This is a genomic window from Halobacillus seohaensis (assembly GCF_042663045.1).
GTDB lineage: Bacteria > Bacillota > Bacilli > Bacillales > Halobacillaceae > Halobacillus_A > Halobacillus_A seohaensis.
The window spans coordinates 14,629-35,644 of sequence record NZ_JBHSZV010000017.1 but is presented as its reverse complement, the minus strand read 5'-3'; the positions used below and the strand labels follow the sequence as shown (position 1 = coordinate 35,644).

General features: G+C 37.4%; 20 protein-coding genes and 1 pseudogene. 6 read left to right on the top strand and 15 right to left on the bottom strand.

All coding sequences use genetic code 11. The features are described 5' to 3' along the window. The first annotated feature begins 146 nt into the window (after window positions 1-146). A complete protein-coding gene (locus ACFQIC_RS07635) occupies window positions 147-950 on the top strand; it encodes an alpha/beta fold hydrolase (protein ID WP_204710916.1) in 804 nt (267 codons plus the stop codon). A gap of 27 nt (window positions 951-977) precedes the next feature. Then, window positions 978-2,033: an SDR family oxidoreductase gene (locus ACFQIC_RS07630; protein ID WP_204710917.1), complete on the top strand. Its 1,056-nt coding sequence runs from the start codon at window positions 978-980 to the stop codon at window positions 2,031-2,033. Between the two features lie 626 nt (window positions 2,034-2,659). Here the strand turns inward: ACFQIC_RS07630 and ACFQIC_RS07625 are convergent. From ACFQIC_RS07625 to ACFQIC_RS07565, 13 genes and pseudogenes are all read right to left on the bottom strand, one after another. Continuing rightward, the gene (locus ACFQIC_RS07625; RefSeq protein WP_204710919.1) at window positions 2,660-3,016 is read right to left on the bottom strand and encodes a helix-turn-helix domain-containing protein; all 357 of its coding nucleotides are present in this window, start codon (window positions 3,014-3,016) and stop codon (window positions 2,660-2,662) included. Beyond that, complete coding sequence (locus ACFQIC_RS07620; protein ID WP_204710921.1) at window positions 3,013-3,225, bottom strand: hypothetical protein; 213 nt, start codon at window positions 3,223-3,225, stop codon at window positions 3,013-3,015. Before ACFQIC_RS07620 ends, ACFQIC_RS07625 begins: the two co-directional genes overlap by 4 nt. Window positions 3,226-3,824: 599 nt before the next feature. Further along, window positions 3,825-3,974, bottom strand: coding sequence for a hypothetical protein (locus ACFQIC_RS07615; protein WP_204710923.1), 150 nt, complete (start codon window positions 3,972-3,974; stop codon window positions 3,825-3,827). 41 nt (window positions 3,975-4,015) lie between these two features. Next, window positions 4,016-5,104, bottom strand: a complete 1,089-nt coding sequence (gene galE, locus ACFQIC_RS07610) for a UDP-glucose 4-epimerase GalE (protein ID WP_204710925.1) — start codon at window positions 5,102-5,104, stop codon at window positions 4,016-4,018. A gap of 61 nt (window positions 5,105-5,165) precedes the next feature. Further along, window positions 5,166-5,325: pseudogene (locus ACFQIC_RS07605) on the bottom strand (EpsG family protein); the annotation flags it as partial. A gap of 186 nt (window positions 5,326-5,511) precedes the next feature. After that, complete coding sequence (locus tag ACFQIC_RS07600) at window positions 5,512-5,619, bottom strand: hypothetical protein (protein ID WP_390217022.1); 108 nt, start codon at window positions 5,617-5,619, stop codon at window positions 5,512-5,514. A gap of 859 nt (window positions 5,620-6,478) precedes the next feature. Continuing rightward, the gene (locus ACFQIC_RS07595) at window positions 6,479-7,684 is read right to left on the bottom strand and encodes a CynX/NimT family MFS transporter (protein ID WP_204710927.1); all 1,206 of its coding nucleotides are present in this window, start codon (window positions 7,682-7,684) and stop codon (window positions 6,479-6,481) included. A gap of 20 nt (window positions 7,685-7,704) precedes the next feature. Further along, window positions 7,705-8,640, bottom strand: coding sequence for an aminoglycoside phosphotransferase family protein (locus ACFQIC_RS07590; protein WP_204710929.1), 936 nt, complete (start codon window positions 8,638-8,640; stop codon window positions 7,705-7,707). 59 nt (window positions 8,641-8,699) lie between these two features. After that, window positions 8,700-9,002, bottom strand: coding sequence for a hypothetical protein (locus tag ACFQIC_RS07585; RefSeq protein WP_204710931.1), 303 nt, complete (start codon window positions 9,000-9,002; stop codon window positions 8,700-8,702). A 121-nt stretch (window positions 9,003-9,123) separates the two neighbouring features. Beyond that, the gene (locus tag ACFQIC_RS07580) at window positions 9,124-9,633 is read right to left on the bottom strand and encodes a GNAT family N-acetyltransferase (protein ID WP_204710932.1); all 510 of its coding nucleotides are present in this window, start codon (window positions 9,631-9,633) and stop codon (window positions 9,124-9,126) included. Between the two features lie 857 nt (window positions 9,634-10,490). Continuing rightward, entirely contained in the window at window positions 10,491-11,978 is a 1,488-nt protein-coding gene (locus tag ACFQIC_RS07575; protein WP_204710933.1) for a Na+/H+ antiporter NhaC family protein, read from the bottom strand. Window positions 11,979-12,212: 234 nt separating this feature from the next. Further along, window positions 12,213-13,568: an ABC transporter permease gene (locus ACFQIC_RS07570; RefSeq protein ID WP_204710934.1), complete on the bottom strand. Its 1,356-nt coding sequence runs from the start codon at window positions 13,566-13,568 to the stop codon at window positions 12,213-12,215. After that, complete coding sequence (locus ACFQIC_RS07565; protein WP_204710935.1) at window positions 13,558-14,256, bottom strand: ABC transporter ATP-binding protein; 699 nt, start codon at window positions 14,254-14,256, stop codon at window positions 13,558-13,560. The genes ACFQIC_RS07570 and ACFQIC_RS07565 overlap by 11 nt, the downstream gene beginning before the upstream one ends. A gap of 290 nt (window positions 14,257-14,546) precedes the next feature. Here ACFQIC_RS07565 and ACFQIC_RS07560 point away from each other — a divergent pair, with 290 nt between their 5' ends. Further along, a complete protein-coding gene (locus ACFQIC_RS07560; RefSeq protein ID WP_204710936.1) occupies window positions 14,547-14,927 on the top strand; it encodes a RidA family protein in 381 nt (126 codons plus the stop codon). Window positions 14,928-16,046: 1,119 nt separating this feature from the next. On the opposite strand, the gene ACFQIC_RS07555 is transcribed toward ACFQIC_RS07560, so the two are convergent. Further along, the gene (locus ACFQIC_RS07555; protein ID WP_204710937.1) at window positions 16,047-16,277 is read right to left on the bottom strand and encodes an excisionase family DNA-binding protein; all 231 of its coding nucleotides are present in this window, start codon (window positions 16,275-16,277) and stop codon (window positions 16,047-16,049) included. 150 nt (window positions 16,278-16,427) lie between these two features. Between ACFQIC_RS07555 and ACFQIC_RS07550 the strand changes: the two genes are divergently transcribed. After that, the gene (locus ACFQIC_RS07550; protein ID WP_204710938.1) at window positions 16,428-17,903 is read left to right on the top strand and encodes a methyl-accepting chemotaxis protein; all 1,476 of its coding nucleotides are present in this window, start codon (window positions 16,428-16,430) and stop codon (window positions 17,901-17,903) included. A 288-nt stretch (window positions 17,904-18,191) separates the two neighbouring features. Next, window positions 18,192-18,647, top strand: coding sequence for a hypothetical protein (locus tag ACFQIC_RS07545; protein ID WP_204710940.1), 456 nt, complete (start codon window positions 18,192-18,194; stop codon window positions 18,645-18,647). A 211-nt stretch (window positions 18,648-18,858) separates the two neighbouring features. Here the strand turns inward: ACFQIC_RS07545 and ACFQIC_RS07540 are convergent, their stop codons facing one another. After that, window positions 18,859-19,932 (bottom strand): sensor histidine kinase, encoded by a 1,074-nt coding sequence (locus tag ACFQIC_RS07540; protein WP_204710942.1) that lies wholly within the window; start codon window positions 19,930-19,932, stop codon window positions 18,859-18,861. A 152-nt stretch (window positions 19,933-20,084) separates the two neighbouring features. Between ACFQIC_RS07540 and ACFQIC_RS07535 the strand changes: the two genes are divergently transcribed. After that, a complete protein-coding gene (locus ACFQIC_RS07535) occupies window positions 20,085-20,858 on the top strand; it encodes a VCBS repeat-containing protein (RefSeq protein WP_204710944.1) in 774 nt (257 codons plus the stop codon). Window positions 20,859-21,016: the final 158 nt, after the last annotated feature.

The window sequence follows — 21,016 nt, the reverse complement described above, 5'->3', positions numbered from 1 at the left end:
AAAAGTAGAAGTCTTCTGATTATGACTAGCCCCCACCTCTTCTATGCTTTACTATGGGAAGAGCAAGGTAAAACCTTGTCGACAATTGTAAAAACTTTCAATTTTAAAAAATAGATTTAAATATAACAAATTCAGGGAGGGGTCCCGTGTTAGAGTACAATGTTTACAGCAAAGTTGACGGCAACGAAGATTTAGTCCTTCTTCACGGAATTGGTGGAAATTCTAACGTTTTTTATAAACAGCTGAAGTATTATCGTGAGTATTTTAACGTCATTACCATCCATTTACCTGGTCACGGCAATTCACCTGCTTTAGAAGCTTACGGGGAAAATTTTTCTCAAAATGTTGTAGCACAAGAAGTATTAAAAACGCTCGACTTTTTAGAAGTGGATCGAGCCCATTTCGTTGGAGTTTCTCTAGGTTCAGTAATCCTTCATCATTTAATGAAAATCAGTCCTCACCGCGTGACAAGTGCTGTATTAGCCGGAGCCATAACGCGTTTTAACCTTTTTTCAAAGTTTCTCCTATTTGTAGGTCGAACGATCAAATCAATTACTCCTCATTTTTGGATCTATTACCTTTTTGCTCATATAATCATGCCTAAAGCTAATCATAAGAAATCAAGGGATACATTTATTGTAGAAGCGAAAAAAATGAGACGAGAAGATTTTATCGGTTGGTTTAATACATTTAGTAAAGTTGCCCATAGTTATGACCTGGTACCAAAACTTACGAAGCGCATTCCGAAACTTTATGTATCAGGCAGCGAGGATCACCTTTTTATTAACACCCTTCAAAAAGACATCAAACATGACGTTAGTGCCACGTTCAAGATGATAGAAAAATGTGGACACGTTTGTAATATTGAACGATACAAGGAATTTAACGAAATCACAATTGATTTTCTTAAAGGAAATTGCAAAGTGAAATCGGCAAAACAAATTTCTTAATGAAAAATCTCAACAGGAGTGAATAGCTTGAACATCTTTTTAACAGGATCCACCGGTTTTCTCGGTGGCAAACTGATTAATAATTTAATGAACGATAAGGATCATCATATCTACGTACTTGTACGTAATGTAGAGAAAGCCGAACGCCTTGTAAAAACCTTTCCAAAAGAAAATCAGCATAGAATCCAACTCATTGTTGGTGATATTACGAAGCCTTATTGCGGGCTTTCTAATGAAAAGTTTGCCGAACTTCAAGGGCAAGTACACTGTTTTTACCATGCTGCTGCACTCGTTAAATTTGATATGGATCTTAGTGATGAATTATTTGAAATTAATCATCAAGGTACGAAACATGCACTTGATCTTGCGAACGACCTCGGTGTAGACCATTTTTTCTATATTAGTACAGCGTACACCGTTGGAAAAAAAAGACAAGGGGTAGAAGAACTCTATTCACTAGATGCCGAATATCACAATCCCTATGAAGCAAGTAAAGTACAATCTGAGCACCTTGTTTTTTCTTATCAAGATCAAATGAATGTATCAATATTTCGACCGTCGATCATCGTTGGCGATTCTGAAACTGGAGAGGCAGATTCCGAATTTACTCTATATGGCTTCATGAGAGCATTGCACATTTTCAAGCGACGAGTAATTCGTCAAAAGCAATCGGAAACACCTACCCATTACCGAGTAATCGCCAATCAAGAAGGGACCTCTAACTTTGTTCCCGTGGATTATGTAGCCGACATTCTTAACCTTGCCGTAACAAAGGCTGAGCCTAATACGATTTACAACATCACCAATCCAAATCCACCGGACAATGTTGAGATTCTTAAAATGTTTAAGAAAGCTCTCCAATTTGACCAACTTGATCTGGTAGACAGCAACGGTCATTATGAACTCACCGACGAAGAAAAGCAGCTCAACGCCATGGTTGATACTTTCCGCGTCTATCTAGCTGGAAATGTGACGTTCGAAGATCAAAATACTCAAAAGTTAATTGCAAACACTGAAGTGAAGCATTTAAACCTTTCCCACGAAACTCTGCAAATGATTATCAATGCTTATTTCACGAACTAAAAATAGGGAACTATAATGAATGTGTGTGTTACATTACACACCAAGGTTTTTGGAAAATATTAAAATGCACTCTACTCTCTTTTTAAATAACCTAAAGTTGTGACAAAAATAGGCAAAAGAGAGTGTGTGTACATTCTTCCAGGGACCATTGCTTATTGAGGAGTAGAAGTCGTGGTTATGGATTTATCTTGATCACTTAAACGTTGCAGTTATGAAAAACAGATCAAAGCATTAGAGGTGACTCATAAAATCCAAAGCTATGAACATTAAAAAATAAGTTTAATGGCAACAGAATAAAGAATTTAGGCTTTTGCGATCGAGTTTATCCGTCACCACCACATTTTACATGGAACCTGAAACTTCCTCATGCGGCATCTATACCAACTTTAAATTGTCTGTATAAATCTAAGCAATCTTGTATTTGCTCTCACTTTGTCTTCAAAAAAGTATGAAGACAAAGATAGCTAATCGTCCCTTTTATATTTCCATTAAAAAAGCAGACCTCATTTTCACATGTATTGCAGTTGTTTGTAACTGTCTGAAGACTTGCTTAGTATTTCGCTAGCAGTTGACCAAGCCCAAAGAGTGTTGAAAGCAGATTCTAAATCTCCCCGCCTATTGACGCTTTAATCCTTTGAATTTTTTCTGTTTTGCTCGTTCTGCCAGTTAATAAACTCAATTAAACGCTTATACTCTTGTAATTGACCTTTCTCCACCCCGGACTCTTTTAAATCATTGACAAATTGAATCCACTCATCTTCAGGAATCTGTTTCTCTCCAATTTTAGGTTCCGATTTTAATAGTAAAAAAAGATCTACATCTAATACATCAGCTATTTTTCTTATTAATGTGATGGATGGATTTGTATTTAAATTACGTTCGATATTACTCAAGTTCGACTTTGAAACTTTAGCCTGTTTGGCCAGCTCCGATAATGAAAGTCTTTTTTCTTTACGAATATTATATATGTTATCTCCAATCATTCTTCTTTACCTCGTATTTTTTTGTCATACGATACCTTCTTGATTCTCTTTTCTAACCGGTCTTCAATGATTTGTGCCATCATAACGACCAATTGCTTTGTTAATACACTTTTTTCTTTTTGATTAACCATTAGTACTGTTAAGCCAACGATTGGATTTTGTATTTGATAATTCAGGCATAAAATAAACAATTGGCGGCGTGCTATCACTCTGCATTGCTTCTAATTGAGCCCTTCGAAATTGGGCCGCTAAGAAACCGTACTTTCTCTAGTGCTTCTAAATCATTAGATACGAGTGCTCCCCGCCTGAAATAGTAATGATTTTATTTCCATCAAACGAGAAATTCCAAATAGAATTGCCGAAACGCCCCTGGCTAATGATTCAGGTGAAATATTCCATTTTCAGGGTCTGAATCAATAAATACGGGCTCCTCTCCCTAGTATAAAATTAGGTTAGCTGTTAAACGTTTAGATTGAACAAAATACCCGTTCACCTGGTTAAAATTTAATAAGAATAGCGCTACATGAATAGCCCTGAATAACGGCCACTGCTCATTACTATTTCTTTTTCAAGTTCGTTAAATTCCAACTGCTAGCGAGTGCCTCTGTAATTTCGTGATTCTCAATTTATCTGGAAGTCTTCACCTTCAAGAATCGCTCTAAATTTATAAGATAAACAGGCAGGTCGTTCTGGTTTGAACAATACGGGTGACCCCATTGTCATTATTAATTATCAGCGCAACGTGGAAAATAACAGAAGAAAACAATAGTAAGATAAAGAGTGAAATAGTCACTCCTATAACCCTCTTTTATTTGATTGACTGAATCGAAATAATTCGTGTCTTTATCTCACGTATTACCTCTAATGCTGTATAATCCATTGGTTCGTTACTTTTTCTATAAATGTTAAGCATAATTTCGTGTAATTGTTTCTGATTTAATTGACTCACTTTTGACATGAATAAAACCTCTCTTATATAAGGTGAAATGTACTTCATAATCAGTTGCTACTAGGCACAAATAAATCCGCTGCACTTTTCAACGCCGGAGTTTTTGGTCTCGTTATAAAGATTGGATCTTCTTCATATCCAAACGGATTATTCTTTTGCCATTTCCAAGTATCTTGACACATTTGATGAATCCCTCGTTCCGCCGTCCATCCTAATTGTTCAAATGCCTTTGTTGGATTAGCATAGCAAACCGCGACATCACCTGATCTCCTTTTTAAAATTGAGTAAGGAACTTTCTTATCTGAGGCGATTTCAAAAGCTTCGATCATCTCGAAAACACTATAACCACTACCCGTACCTAAATTATAGGCTTCAATTCCAGTGGTTGAACGAATTTTTTCTATAGCTCGCAAGTGTCCGATAGCTAGATCAACGACGTGGATATAATCTCTAACACCCGTTCCGTCCTTAGTTGGATAATCATTACCAAATACATTTAACCTTTCCAATTTCCCGACGGCCACTTGCGAAATATAAGGTAACAGATTGTTTGGTATTCCATTAGGTGACTCTCCAATTCGTCCACTTTTATGTGCTCCAATGGGGTTGAAATATCGTAGAAGTGCGATGCTCCAATCAGGATCGGATTGGTACACATCCTTTAAAATTTCCTCAATCATAAGTTTTGTTCGTCCATATGGATTAGTTGCTGTTAATAAAGCTTCTTCAGAAATAGGCACTTGATCTGGTGTCCCATAAACAGTTGCAGAAGAGCTGAACACAAGGTTTTTGACGTTATACTTTTTCATCACATCACATAAGATAACTGTTCCTATCACATTATTAGCATAATACCAAAGCGGTTCTTCAACAGACTCACCAACCGCTTTTAATCCTGCAAAATGAATAACCGACTCAATTATATTCTCCTCAAAAACAACTTCTAGTTCTTCTTTACTAATAAGATTGAGTTGATATGTTTTGACCGTCTGTCCAGTAATTTCTTCTACACGTCTTAATGATTCACGATGACTATTGGAGAAATTATCGACTACGATCACTTCATGTCCCTCATTTAGAAGTTCAACACACGCATGACTCCCAATGTAACCGGCGCCTCCCGTAACTAAGATAGACATGTACTAAATTCCTCCTTTTAACCCCATCAGATAAAGACATAAACAAATCTCTGATCGCTTATAGTTTTACAACCCAAGAGACTAGAATTAATTGATAAAGTCCAAAGTATATAGAATCTAACAATTATTCAAATTTGTGTAGTGATGATCATAAATACAAAACCGATTAAGCACATATTAATTACTAATTGGATCATTTCTCTTAGCATATCTCTTCCTAACTTAAATTAATGACAAAATTACAGAGAGTCCAAGCAGGGCACTTTGTCGCTTTTGACTAGGTCCTTACTTACAAAAACTGTAGAAAAGTGAAACTAACATGGTGAAGGTAAATTGTAGTTTTTTAATTTAAATTTTAATACAATATATTTTGATGATTGTTTTTCTAGCGAATTTTATGCGAGTCTTTATCCCCGATTTTCAACAGCTACCACTAGTAGGTTGCAAGCCATCACATCCATAATATTAAATGGAGGCCCTTCACGAAGACTTGCCACTACAAATACATCACACATCGTTAAATATTCTTAATATCATTTCTAAACCCTAAAAAATCAACCAAATGTCATATCACACCTATACCACATGATTAATGGTAATTATTCACCCTGTAAAATTAACAAGTTGAGTAGTGGAGAACCATTGCAAAAGAAACCGTGGGCTCTGTTCAGATGACTCCCCCCCTGTTTCCTTGCGGCTAATGATTTTACTAATATTCTAATTTAAAATCCTCAAGAAAATCACTTATACTAGTAAACTATCTTCCTAAAGATTTAATAAGGGCATTTAACCCAACCTCACACCATGCCAATGCGACTCGCGCTAAGGTACTATTTCAACCCACGACATGGTCGAGTATCTCTATTGATAACGGGTAGGAGACATCACCGCATCTTTAAAAGAACTTAAATTCTTTTTAAAGAACGATATAATTAAAAAAATATGCTTCGTTTAAATTCATCCTTGTTTCTAAATAGAAATAATAATGACTTTATTGTAGTTCTTTATAAAGAACTACAATAGCTTACAGCAAAAATCTACGAATATAGTGAATTTATTAATAATTTGATGAAAATCGTTTCAGTTGTCTCTTTATGTGTGAAGCTTATCCTCATCACTACTTAGCCTAAGATTTACTTTCCTACTCTACTGGTTAGGTAATAAAAGATTGCATCCTGTCTCATTTGCCATTCTGATTCCCCCCTCTCACTATTTTTCTTAATAAAGAACAATATGGCAAAAGAATTAACATATCATGAAACGAACACAATATGTTAAGGGATTGGTATCGCAATCAGTTTATTCTTTATCAAGAACGATAGTTAGATAATATCACCATACAAATTATTTGTCTACTATTATTAGACAAATTCCCTAGGCAGACTCCGTACGTCGAGCTTCAGGTACATATTCATTCTTTCCTGCCCCAACCCCTGCAAAGATCATTGCAACAACAACACTAGCAAAAATAGCAATAGGCAACACCCATGATCCAGTCAGATCAAAAAGGAAGCCAATTGTAATAGGACCGATTGCTGCAAGAAAATAGCCAATTGACTGTGCCATTCCTGATAAGTTGGCGGCTTGTGCAGAGGAAGCTGCCCGTAAACTAAGCAAGGTTAATGCTAAACTAATAGATGAACCTTGAGCCAAACCAATAATTGCAGTAGAAACGGTTAACAGAGGGAGTCCTGCACCAAATTGTAATCCTGCTAATCCAATTAAATAAAAGAATCCAATTGTTAATACTATTCTTCGCTGACTACGCATCCGTCCAGCTAAGATTGGCGTTAGAAATGTACTAGGGAGTCCAACAATTTGCATCCAGGATAACATCCATCCTGCAGTTGAAGGTTCCATCCCCCGGCTTTGCAGAATTTCTGGCAACCAGGCGACCAAACAGTAAAACATAAAGGATTGCATGCCCATAAAAATGGTTACTTGCCAAGCTAACCTTGAGCGAAAAAGGGGGCTATTTTTTATGTCAATTTTTGGAATGTTAATGCCACTTTTTTCAATCTTAGAATGAGGAAGCCAGGCGATAAATGCTAAAGTTGAAAGCAATGCCCATATCATCAAGGAACCCTGCCAGCCAGAATCAAAAGTTTGTGCTAATGGAAAGCTTACTCCAGAGCCGATGGCAGCAAAGCCGCTCATAGATATTGAGTATAAACCGGTAAGCAGTCCAATTTTTGCAGGGAACTTCTGTTTTACGATTCCTGGAAGCAAAACGTTACAAATCGCAACACCAATTCCAATTAATGCTGTACCCGCAAAAAGAGTCATTAGCATTTCAACCGAGCGTATAAGGATACCAAGTGCTAGTACGGCAATTCCTATTAAAATGGCTAATCCATTTCCAATCTTTAATCCTATTCTAGGTGCGATAGCTGATAACACGGCAAAGGCTAAGAGTGGTAAGGTCGTAAGCATACCGGCCATCCCATTGGAAATGGCGAGTTCATCCCTGATTGAGCCGATTAATGGCCCTACCGCTGTTATCGAAGGCCGCAAGTTAAAAGCGACAAGAATAATACCAATAATTAACCATATTTGTTTATCGAATGTTTTTATCTTCATTCTTGAAGCTCCCTCCTCCCTCAACTAATTCCAGCAATGATCGTGCGATGATAATGGGATTTATATAAATCTTTGAAAATGTCGATCGCCAAATAGAAGTTTTCCTCAAACTTTCCTGTATTTTCATCAACGGTCCAGGCGGTGGCAAGAACGGTGTGGCAATATCCCCATAACAAAAAACGCTCATGATCCAAATTCAATAGTTCTGTAAAGATCTTCACCCTTTTGCGAATGGTCTCCTTTTTTCCGTGAACTGGGAGACAGTTTAATAAAAATTGAATAAGATCATATGCAATTTCTCCAACTATCCCTTTAGGGTCAATCGCGACCCAAGAACCATCACCTTTTTGCAAAACATTATAATGATGAAAGTCTCCATGAAGTAATGTAGGGTACTGGATCGAATTATTCATGTATGTAAAAATCTGCAGAGCTTGATTCAGGGTTTGACTTGAGATCGGGCCTAAACCGTTACAGTGATCCATGCATATTTGCTTTAAGTTATTCTCTCTTTCTTTAGTAGTAGGTATAGACGAGTGTGAGGGAACAGGAACCACCAAATTTCTTGCTAATTCTGCAGCTACTCTAGTAGCTTTCTCGTCGTCTTCTAATTCAGCTAGCATCTGACCTGGTTGAATTTTTTCTAAAATAAGAACCCTCTTGATTGGATCATCGTCTATTAATTTCACTATTCCTTTACGATTTAAAGAGCGTAGAGCTTTAATCTCATCCTTGTGTTCTCCTCCTGGCAAACCTATTTTCACAACAGCCTCGGAGCCATCATCAAATATAGCCGGAGCCACATAATTAAACGAAAGCTCATAAGGTTGATACATCGTAAGCCTCCAGCGCTTTTCACAATATGTAATCAATTCTGGAAGTTCAGCCAGCCACTTCTCCCCTTCCTTAGGGCATGCGGATTGAACGTTTTCAACGAATATTTCTTGTAACTTCATCGTTTGCCGGCTCCTTCAGTAATACTTTTGTAAACTTATTATGTAGGGAGGAAAAAGACTTAACCTCCACCGATACCAAGCGCTAACAATAAAATATAAGCCATCATTAAGAAGGCCAATAGGTTAAAAAGTATTAAGAGCCATTTGCTCAAATTTTTCCCTTTGAATGCCAAAACCACACCAATCAAAGGGAAAAGTAACATAAAAATAGTTGCAACTCTCCCGAATCCCCAATAACCAAAACCACTAACCATTAGAGTAAATAGTGCTACAAAGATCACTAAAGAGACAAGCGAATATATGTTAAACTTTTTCTTTTTTTCTTCATCTGCACCTAAGTTGAAATTATAGTAACTCGACATTTTCTTACTCCTTTCGAAAATAATCTACTCTTCTCCATTATAATGCTCATAGTAACGATTGAAAAATTCCAAATTACTTATATTTCATGTTTCAATTAAAACTTAAAGAAATAAGGTACAATCATATTTTGTCCTCTAAAATCTTAGCCATATAATATTCATCAACATATTTTCCGTTAATCTTGAGAGAGTCTCGTTTTCTTCCTTCTATCTCGAACCCTGCTTTTTTATAAAGGTTGTATCCCCGATCATTTTCAATCGCTGTAGTAAGCTCCAAACGATGTATCCCTTGTTCCTTAGCCCATACATTTAATTCATGAAACAATTCTGTTCCGATGCCTTTTCCCTGAAAATCAGCTAAGATACCTATGGCAACATATACCGTATGTTTGATTCTTCTAACTGTTGTGCCCATTGCTACTAAATATCCTACAATTTCATTATTTATTTCGGCAATCAAGATCGTGGACTGAGTTTCTTGTAAAATAGACTCGATTTTGGATCTTTGTTGTTCTTCACTCACACTGCGTTCTCCGGGTTCCATTAGCATGTAATCCGCTTCTTTCTCCACTTGAGCTGTCAGCTTACTGAAGGCTTTTGCATCTTTTGGTTTAATGTGTCTGATTTTCATTCTTTAACTCACACCTTCAAAATATTTAAACTTCATATAAATTGTTTGTCTATTATTCTCTTACTTCTCTAACAATTTCAACATCTTTCCCTAAAATCCCTTTGAATCAGCAATTTTTTCACAAGAAGAAGGATAAGTTTGACCTAAGTAGTTCGGTTCTGGAGTACAAAATTGCACAACTAATTGTTGAAGGCTCGATTCCGAGATCATGGAATGGAGAAAGGGGCGGTGGGGAATGTTTCCATTGGAATCGTGCCATTCTATCTCCCCTGTTAAAGCATGAGATATCTGATATAACGCCAATTGAAGCCTGATAGAATATGACCATCACACAGATCTATTGAGCCATTAGATAAGTTGTTAAAAATCGGATGTGATAGCTTGTCATATGAAGTGTACCTAATTAAGGGGCCTTTTTAAAAACCTCTGTAGCAATAATTTCAGGCCATAAACGGCCGCTAGGAGCTTACCTGTATCACCACTTCCGTTTCTGAATTTACAGATCAATAGTACAAGATCTATTAATGGCACAAGTAGATCATTTCAATGGCGATATTCACACAGCACCCCCGATTATCATAAAAAGCGTTCCGTTCCTCTCTTCATAGTCATCGGGGATGGGAAACCTTGAGACTCCTGCGGGAAAGGATAGACTGGTGAGAACCCGCGGTAGCTTTAGATCGAGGAGGCTTGCCGTCTTCCCCGCGGAAAGCGAGTGGTTTCCCATCCCCCATTCTCCGATGAAAGCAACGGAACCGACACTCCTTTTATTAAACAATCTGGGGCGTTAGTTGAAGAAGAATGAGCATAACAAAAAAGTCACCTTTCTCTATGGATAGGAAAGATGACTTCTTGATTTAAGCTTCAGGTTTATAATCTTTCGGTTTCACTTCTTCTCCATTTTTACCATTGTAACGTAATCCCCATCCTGTTAATGCCGCGATAAACATAACAATTAGTAAACCCCAGCCTTGGAATACAAACGGAAATACTTCAGTAGGACTTACGACAGGTAAATCATATTCGTCAGCTGCTCCCTGGATAGTAGCCCAGGCAAGCAATACACCTCCACTCCATGGGAAAATATATCCTAACGAAGATGTAACTGTATCGAGAAAATTGGCTCGACGATAAGGGTGAATATTCATTTCCTTACCTAATTTACGGACAAAGGGTGCCGCAGCAATTTCTGCAGCTGTATTGATTGTAATAAAAACGTTTAAGAAGGCCACGATTCCAAACATGGTAAGCTCTGCACGTTTGACTACATTATTAATAATACCTAAGAAGAAATTTTTAATCGTTTCCATCGTTCCTGCAACTTCCATTAAGTGGGCAGCCGCTAATATGAATAAGATTAAAATGGCCATATTAAAATATCCGCCAATTCCATCCATTAAAGCTCCTTCAATGACAGCATCTCCTGCATCGTTCTGGTAAATATGAATCACCTCAGTTAAAGGTGTTCCCCCAATTCCCATTACGACAACAGCTGCTACAATTCCCCATGTTAAGGATGTTAGCAAATGATGCCCTGATAAAGCTAAAAACAAGACTAAGGCAAACGGAACCAATAATAGCAATCCATCGGCGGAAACTTCCTGTTGTAAGTCTGCAATCACCTGAGTTTCCCCCATGCTTCCGCCTCCACCAAATATGACAAATAAAATCAAAGCTGGAATAGCTGCAGTTATTGAATATTTAAATCTTGATTTTACAACGCCCGGAACATCCGCCTCTTGCGTTGTGGCCGAAACAATGGTTGTATCCGATACAGGAGCTAAGTTGTCACCAAATACGGCACCACTTAATATAGCTGCCAGTAATATAACAGGATCTGCACCTAGAATTACACCGGCTGGATACATAAGAATACCAAATGTCGCCACTGTCCCATACCCTGTTCCAACAGCTGTTGCAAACAAGGCAGAAAGTAAGAACGTTACCCCAACAAAAGCGCCACCTTCTAGACCTGTTTGAAAACCAAACCAAATAAGTCCATCTACTAGACCACCAGCGGATAATAACGTGGCAAACATCCCTGCCCAAAACCAAGCAATGACAGCAACAACCCCGACAGGCTGAGCCATTCCAGAGATTAAACTTTGTGCGTAGTCCGCCCATTTGGATTTACAAAAGAATAGCCCTATAGCTACCCCAATAACCATACCTAATACCAGGGCTTCTTCCGTTACAAGTTGAGCCACACTAAGTGTGATTGCCCAAATTATGAAAAAGACTAATGGTATCGTAGCCGCAAATACACCGCCACGAAATTCTAATTTTTGGATCTTTTTTTCTCCTACTGCTTCGTCGATGACTTCGTTGTCTTTAGTGTCTCCCACTAGACTTCCCCCTTACTCTCTTAATCTTTTCATAGTGTATCACGTATAAACCATTCAAAGGAATCATCTATATTGATATAAAAATCCTCCCTGTAATTTAATACTATGATTTATTATCATGGATGCCTTTCTCGATTAAATAGAAATAGTTTCATAATCATAATGTTTCTAACAAGAAAAGCACCTTGCCAAGTGGCAGGTGCTTTTCTTGTTACGATCTAGTATATTAGAAATTTAAATATCCCTTCTTAAAGCTCTCAGCACATCAATCTTTGTTGCCTTTCTAGCAGGTTTTAACCCTGAAAGTATAGCAATGCCAATACTCAGCAGGATGCAAAGCAAAGCTACATATGGAGGTATATAAGAAAGTTGGATTGCTTCCTCAGGATTTTCCTCAAATACTTGTTGTAAAATTACTGGAAGTGAGAAATTAATCCCAAAACTTATAATATAGGCAACTACTACTCCTATAAAAGCTCCAATTAATCCAATATAGGCACTTTCCATTAAAAAGATATTGCGAATCAATTTCGGATGACCTCCTACTGCTTTCATTATTCCAATATCCTGAGTACGTTCAGTCACCGCCATAGACATCGTATTATAAATACCAATGGATGCAATCAATAATGCAATCGCTCCTACAAAAATAAGTCCTGCTTTAACAACCGCAAAAACAACATTTACTTGATCCAATTCCTCAGTCACTGAGTAAACATAATAACCTTCATCTTTAAGTTCTGTTGAAATACTCTCTACTTGTTCAACATTATCCGCATAAACCTTAACATCCTGATAGTTTTTTTCTTCAGCAGATTGTTCCTCTTCCCATTGTTCTTCATCGATTGAAGGATCTTTTATTTTTCCTAAGTGTGTTCCAGTAAAGTCTTCTATCTTACCTAACGTTGCTTCTGAAATAAACACATTAGTATCGTTCATCCAATCTCGGGTAGGTTCTTCACCAATCCCCACTATTTCTACAGAAATTTCCCCGTTTGTTAACTCTCCTTCCACCCACTGACTTACTTCAATACTTACTTCTTCACCTATTAATTCACCATCATAAGAAAATTCTTGCTTCACTTCCCCTTCGTCATTATATATCTGCTCTTCGTTACCTGTATGTAATTGTTCAGCTATGTTATAGCCTACAATTATTTCATTATCCTCTTCTGGCATTCGTCCTTCATCTAATTCGAACCCTGACTCAATCTCAGAAGGGTAATCCACAACACTCACTTGGACACTTGTCCCATATTCATTTACAAGTAAACGTGATTGATTTTCAACCATTTGTTTTCGTGTGACAGCCTGTACATTTTCTATTGATTCCAGCTTCTCAATGTCATCCTCACTAATTCTCGGATTCCCTCCGTCATCTACTTGTTCCTTTCCTTGTACAGATATTTCAGTTACTGAGCGATCCTTTAATAAATCTTGAACGATATAACGCTGAGCCCCGAATCCGATCGAAGCTAAAATGATGAGAAAGGCACAACCAATTGCTGTAGCAAGCACCGTCATAAAAACTCTAGACTTATTTTTCTTCATATTTTGTTTTATAAAATTTTGCCGGTCTTTAAACCTCATAGTTTTCCTCCTCGACAGTCACTTTCCCATCATCTAAATGAATTTTCCGATCAGCTATAGCTGCAACCTCTTCATCATGAGTAATAATCACAAAAGTAATATTTTCTTCTTGGTTCAATTGCCTTATAAAGGACAACAATTCTTCTTCTGTTTCCTTATCCAAACTTCCTGTTGGCTCATCCGCTAATATAATCGGTGGGTTTACAATTAACGCCCGCGCTACCGATACACGCTGTTGTTGACCACCTGAAAGTTCGGATGGATAATGCGCTTCAAAACCATCTAAATTCACACGTTTAAAAATTTCCTGTACTTGTTCTCGTCTCTTATTTTCAGGTACACCTTTCATTACGAGCGGCAACTCTACATTTTGGTAAGCATCCATGCTAGGAATCAGCTGAAAACTTTGAAAAATAAATCCGAGATTTTCTAAACGGAAATCCGCCCATTGTTCTTCGGTATAATCAGATACTTGCTCACCTTGAATATTCACCGTTCCCTCGGTTGGTTTGATATACCCGCTTAATAAATTAAGCAGTGTTGACTTTCCAGAACCGCTCTTCCCAACAACAGAAACTATTTCTCCTTCTAAAATTTTCACATTAATATTCCTAAGTACAGGTACCTCCTGTCTTTTGTTCTTTTTTCCAACGTAAAATGAATGATGCAGCTGGTGGACTTCAATCAAATATAACTCCTCCTCTTTCTCTTCTACATTTATAGACGCTTCGCATTTTAAAAACCCTTCATTTTTTTCAAAAAATATCTCGTTAACATTAAAATGTTGTATTAATATATCCATTATTGATTGTATTGCAGGCTTTTTCGACACCTTTATCCAGCATTTCCTGGGAAATGAACATAAGATTCGCTATTAAATTCTATAGTTTATAGAAATGTTTCTTATAGCTTTCAATTTCGTAATTCCTTTTGGTCATGGTAGGATGGATATAAACTTACATAGAAGGAGTGGATCCAATGTTCAAACCAATAGCCACAGACAAAGCACCAGCTGCCATTGGCCCTTATTCGCAAGCTGCTGATGTTGGAAATCTTATTTTCATATCAGGACAGATTCCTCTCGATCCAAATACGATGGAGTTTGTCTCTGATGATGTAAAAGAACAAACGCATCAAGTTATGAAAAATCTTGGCGCTATATTACAAGAAACTGGACTAACGTATAAGAACATAGCTAAAGCAAGTATTTTTCTCGATTCAATGGAAGATTTTGCTGTTGTAAATGAGATCTATTCTAGCTATTTAAGCGAGCCTTATCCTGCACGTGCTGCAGTTGAGGTTGGTAAACTTCCAAAAGGTGCGAAAGTTGAAATCGAAGCTATCGCTGTCAAAGGTTAACCCTTAATGCCGAGCCTTTTGAAAAGGCTGTGTTAGTTCCTGTTGTTGTTTGTTATCAAAAGCAGGCACCTCCTTATTGTGGAAGTTACTCATCTCAAACAACTAAATCCCCAAATTGTGTAATGAGGGTAATGGTTGATGGGGAGGAAATTAGCTCGCTTTCCGCGGACGAACTCTCGAGCCTCCTCACTACGCTGCGGGGTCTCGACACGTACGTTTTTCCGCAGGAGTCTCACCAATTTCCTCCCCATCAACGCCAAACGAGATGATGTCCACAATTACTTAGGCGGTGAAGAGTACAAAGTCCCTACCGTAGTTCCGTATTTTCAAGAATGCGAATGGGGGATGGGAAACGACGACCACTAAAAAAGACTTTACAAAGCATAAAAGGGAACAACCTATATATAGGTTTGTTCCCTTTTATTGCTATATTTTGATTAAATTATGGTTCTTAATCTCTTGAATTATCAGACCTCAAACGACTCGCTTTTCCGGAGCGAGTCTTCCTGTTTTCCCTTCTTTTTTTCCTAATGACACGAATAGGTGGAATTCCTCCATAATGAAAACAGGAGATATACATGCTGTTATATCAAAGGTTACGTACATTAGCTGATGTTCCGCACCTCTCTTCATGGCTAGGTGGTCGGGGAAATGACGTGACTCCTGTTGGATGAGAGGAGAGGCCACTGAAAAAGTCCTTTTCTATTAATAATGATTTTTTTGAAAAACACTATCCCAAAATCACGTTGTTTTTCCTGTGAAAGTGGAGTATTAAGTCCAATTTACCCCTAATTTATAAGCCGAAAGTGGGGATGGAATTTTCAGGGATTTGATTTTCTTAAAATTTACCGACTTTTTCAGTGGCCTCGATGAGAGGACATAGTGAGACCCCACAGCGAAGCGAGGAGGCTCACCGTACTCCCACGGAAAGCGAGTTATTTCCCCGACCACCTTCTCCTCATACCGATGACGGAACTGCCACACAAGCTCTTAATCGAGTCTTCAACAATACTGCCCGATTCTTGAATAAACCTCACCCTCCACTCTAATAAATATCAACCTAAACGTTTAACATAGCCTAATGAAAAAAAAGCAGAGCTGATAGTCAGCTCTGCTTCTTTAATCTTCATCGTTAATATCTAAATCTTTAGGAATTGGATCATTTAAATAATCCTGGATCATCGCACGATAATTCTCGATCTGCTTAAAATAGGTATCAAATTGACTTTGGTTAATTAAGTATTGTTCCCCATCATGGATTGTCCGAATTTTACTTTCCCGAATTAAATTCTCAACATAAGCTTCTGGAACGTCCAGGTAATCAGCTGTTTCTTTAATTGTAATATACAATGGACACACCTTCCTTATCTTAAAAAGTTGATGTTACTATAACATATTTACATCTCTAGTATTTTATTACTAGAAATAACTGAATAACGCTTCACTTTTTACAATATTTCCCGATACTATAAATAAATGACTAATGGGAGGTCTTGTTCAGTGACAAATACGACACAATTGAAACGCTCAGATACTCGTAACAAGAATACACTTATGCTAATTTCATTTTCTATTGCTCTAATTGCAACCTCGGTTTATACAATATTAAATCAAGACCCCTTTCTTAAGACAGGAATTTATCTCAGTCAGCTCATTCTATTCATTGGGGCCTATCTTATTTTTCAAGTCATTAACAAAAAAGAAACCTTCTTTCCATATGTATCGATTATTATGATTTTCATACATACTTTTATCAATTTTATGATATTTGGTGGATCAGGGACTCTATTACTTGTTATTTTTTTCTTATCAGTATTTTCAGCTATTCACTTCGACATAAAACTATATGTACTCGGTTACACTCTTGGTTTTATTGCATTATTTTTCAATGCCTATACAGCTACAGAAATGAGAGAGTTTGTTCTAGGCGTATTGCCTGCTTCTATTCTAAGTTATGTATTAGTGGGGATAGTGCTTTTTGTGTTAATTCGTCTGAATCATCGTCAATTTACCTCTCTTGAAGATATACTTTCCCAATCAGAACAAGAGCAAAACGAGAAAGAAGCACGAAGTCAATTTTTGCAACAGGAAATCTCTATAATGACCGATCGCTTGAGTAAAATTAATGAACAAGTGCAAACCCATCTAAGCTCCCATAATGAGATGAAAACAGCAATTTCAGAGATTTCATCAGGAAGTCAAATTCAAAGTGGACAGATTACAACTATTGCTGATCGCACAGAGACTACAAAAACTAAAATGGATAGTATGAACGAAATGTCTGAGGATTTAGCTAAACAAACCTATGCAGCAAATGATGCTTCCACAGAAGGGCATACTAAAATGAATGGGCTTAATACTGATATGAAAGAGCTAGCGACATCCATTAAAGAATTAGAGGGTACTTTTAAAAACTTATCAACTAAACTTGAGGAAACAAATGGATTTATGAAAAACATCCAAAATATTGCTGAACAAACGAACCTACTCGCTTTAAATGCCTCTATTGAAGCAGCACGGGCTGGAGAAGCTGGTAAAGGATTTTCTGTAGTAGCTGATGAAATCCGCAAACTAGCTGAGCTAACCAAAGATACAGCTGTGCAAATCACTGATAACTTAGATGAGGTAAAGGTCGCAAACTCTTCAGCTCATACCAAAATGAACGAAAGTCACATGAGTTTTCAGGATAGTTTAGGAACGGTCGAGGAAGTTACTGTTTTTTTTGCAAAAGTAAATGACTCTCTAAATGGGCTGCATGATCATTTTGAAACACTCCGCGGAACTGTTTATGAAGTGACTAGTCAAACAACGGATGTAGAAACATCGACGAAAGAGTTAGCAGCTGTTATCGAACAAGCAACCGCAGGAATTGAAGAAATAGATGCTACGATCGAATCTATGAATCATGAAACCCATACAATCGCAGACTATATTGATGAGACAGCTGCTTCAGCTGAAAAGATCCGACACGGATAATTAGAAATGCACTCGTAATAAAATCCTTGTACTCATCGTCATTTTTTAGCCATTAAAAAAGCTTTCCCGTATTTCAGGGAAAGCTTTCGATATTTTGTCGCGAATGTACCGACGACCACATTCGTCGTTTAGCTCTAAAGCATATACTTCGTCTTATACAAATAGCTCATCGCCCCAATACTATACCACGTTCACTAGCAGGATACAATATATTTTTCACTGAACATATCTTAAGTAAGTCAGGCTATGCTATAATGAACCAATTATAAGATCTATTGGAGGTCGCTGATGTTAACATTTGAAGAAAAAATCGACATAATAAAAGAGTTTAATCAACTAGAAATGAAAGAGATCTCTCTAGGACGTGTCAACTTCCACTACGAAGAAAGTCTGTACGATAAAACAAACGTTGTGTACCACCTTCATCCCAATGGTAATGGGTTTGTGTATGCTGCTGAACTCGATGACTACCCAACGGACGAACGGGGTATGGTGAATATACGGGATTTTGAAGCAGATGAACTGCGCAACATTGTTAATGAAGCTATTGAATCATTATCCTCAACACCTGCAGAAAAGAACCCTATCTTAGAAGAATGGATGAACGATGATGATCACTCCCTTGTGCTTCTGCGTGAGGATGATGGTTACAATGTATATGCGGATGAAGACTTGGAAGGCACGTTCAATTCTTATCGAGAAGCCGCTAATTTTCTAGAAGAAGAAGGATTTAGGCGCATATAAAAGAAGCCCACAATGATAATAAGTAGTTCCCTTTCGGTGGAGAAACATACGAAATAGCAGACCAAATCGTAACCCAAATGACATAAAAGAGGAATGGGGCTAGGGGAAGCCACGCTTTCCCTAGCCCTATTCCATATGCAGACACGTAATTGAATAGGAAACAAATCACTATACTGATACCGAAACTCGTTACACATTAAAATCCTTTTTATTAATCTTCATAAGCAGGAAGAGTAAAAGTCATCGTGGTTCCGTGACCAATACGGCTCGTGGCCTTTATTTCTCCTTCATGCTCCTCAATAATTCGTTTAGATATTGGTAATCCAAGTCCACTTCCGCCCTCAGAAAATTTCTTTGATTCCTCTGCTCGATAAAATAGTTCAAAGATGTGAGGAAGGTCTCGGTCAAGGATCCCTGGACCATTATCGGTAATCTGTACGATGATCTCTCCATGTTTTTCTTTCAAATTGATATTGACCTTCTTTTTCTCTTTATCCATATGTTTCAAGCTATTGTTAAGGAGGTGAATAATCACACGTCTTAATTGTGCAGGATCAATCTTAGCCAAGTAAGGTTTAACGTCTTCCGCCTGAAAGTAAAAGGAAACCTCATCCCATTCTGTTTCAAAGTCTTCCATTACTTCTACTAAAAACGACCGTAACTCAATTTTTTTAAAATAGAAGGCCAATCGTCCCATATCTAATTCCGAATGCTGAAAAAGCTCTTCAATTAAACGATCCAATACAATAGATTTAGTGTGAATTGCCTGAATCGCCGCATCCGTTTCCTCTTTTGTGTAATTATCCCCCTCTTTAATGGTTTGAACTTGCTCTTTAATAATCGCCATCGGAGTTCTTAAATCACTCGATATATTTAATAAAAGTTTCTTTCGGTTTTCTGCGTATTTTTCTTGCACTTCCTGTGATTCTATTAATTGCAATCTCATTTTCTCGAAAGAATCGGATAACTTTCCAATTTCGTCCTTTTTCATTCGAACAACAGGTGTATCGACTTTTCCCGCACTTATCTCCTCCGCAGCACTAGTTAAACGGGACATCGGACGTATTATGTTTTTAAAAACGAACGAAATAAATAACCCGTTTGTGATGAGTACAAAAAGTAGCCAGCCGGCTAAATGAATCGAAGCAAATGTCAGTTGTCCATTTTCTCCTGTTCCAAAGTCAAACATATATAGAAGAAGGTAACCTTCAATGACGAGAAATAATACCATCGGTGCCAATACGATGGCGATGTTCGATCTAATGAATCGTTTGCGAATTGACATGTTAATTTGCTCCCTTTTTGTGTATTACCTTCCATTTAGCATATACCATTGCGGAATCACTCGTCCACAAATGTATTCGCAAAAAATTCATTTAACCTCTCCTTTTCAACAGGCATAGAATGGGGATATACCTGCTTTTCATGGTGTGATTTATGGCCATTGATGAAAGGATTGAAATGATGAAAGGTTATGATACAAGAACGATAGAAAACCACCCATCCATTCTCGCTTTCGCACAAGGGGATGTAAATGGAGATGGTGTTTTAGATAATGTCTATTTAACAGGACAAAAGCCAAATGGAACAGACAGTCCTTTTACAACCAACATCACTCTCATAGTGCAAGATGGAAGAACGCAAGCTTTTTATAGCGTACCATTAGAATCAAACATGGGCTATGACCCGTCTCTCTTTCTTGGTGACTTTACCGGAGACCATGTGGACGATATTATGATCAGTATTAATTCTGGAGGCAGTGGTGGATATTCATACTATTACATCTATTCTTTTTTCAATAATCGATCCCTTGAAATATTTAACTATGAAACCTTCAATGATTACTATTTATATAACGTGATGTATCAAAATGATTATAAAGTAGAAATAACTAACCAAACATTAAAAATATCTTTCATCATTGATATTAGCAATAGAGGAGAAGATTATCTCTCAGAAATTTATAATCCAGATGGTGTGCTTAAAGCTCCAGTACAGGGATGGGTGTCAGGGTTGAACACAGCCTATCCTGTCGACTTTAATGGAGATGGTGTTTATGAGTTATTTGCTTTTCAAAGAATTGCTGGACGTTATAATGCAGATGGACTTGGACTTGTCCAGACTCCTCTTCAATGGAACGGGAAGAAATTTGTTGCTATGAATAATATGCAATATGTTGCTGTGCTGGGGATGGGTGCAGAGGGAACATAAAATAACTTTTTTTGCGGCGAAAACCATATTTAAAACAATAAAACCATACACGCACACAATAAATAGTTAGTTTGAAAGAACAAAAGTTAAAATCGAAACCTAAAAAGGTATGCAAATTCGTATTGAATTCGCATACCTCTTTTTTGTTGTAACAGCAT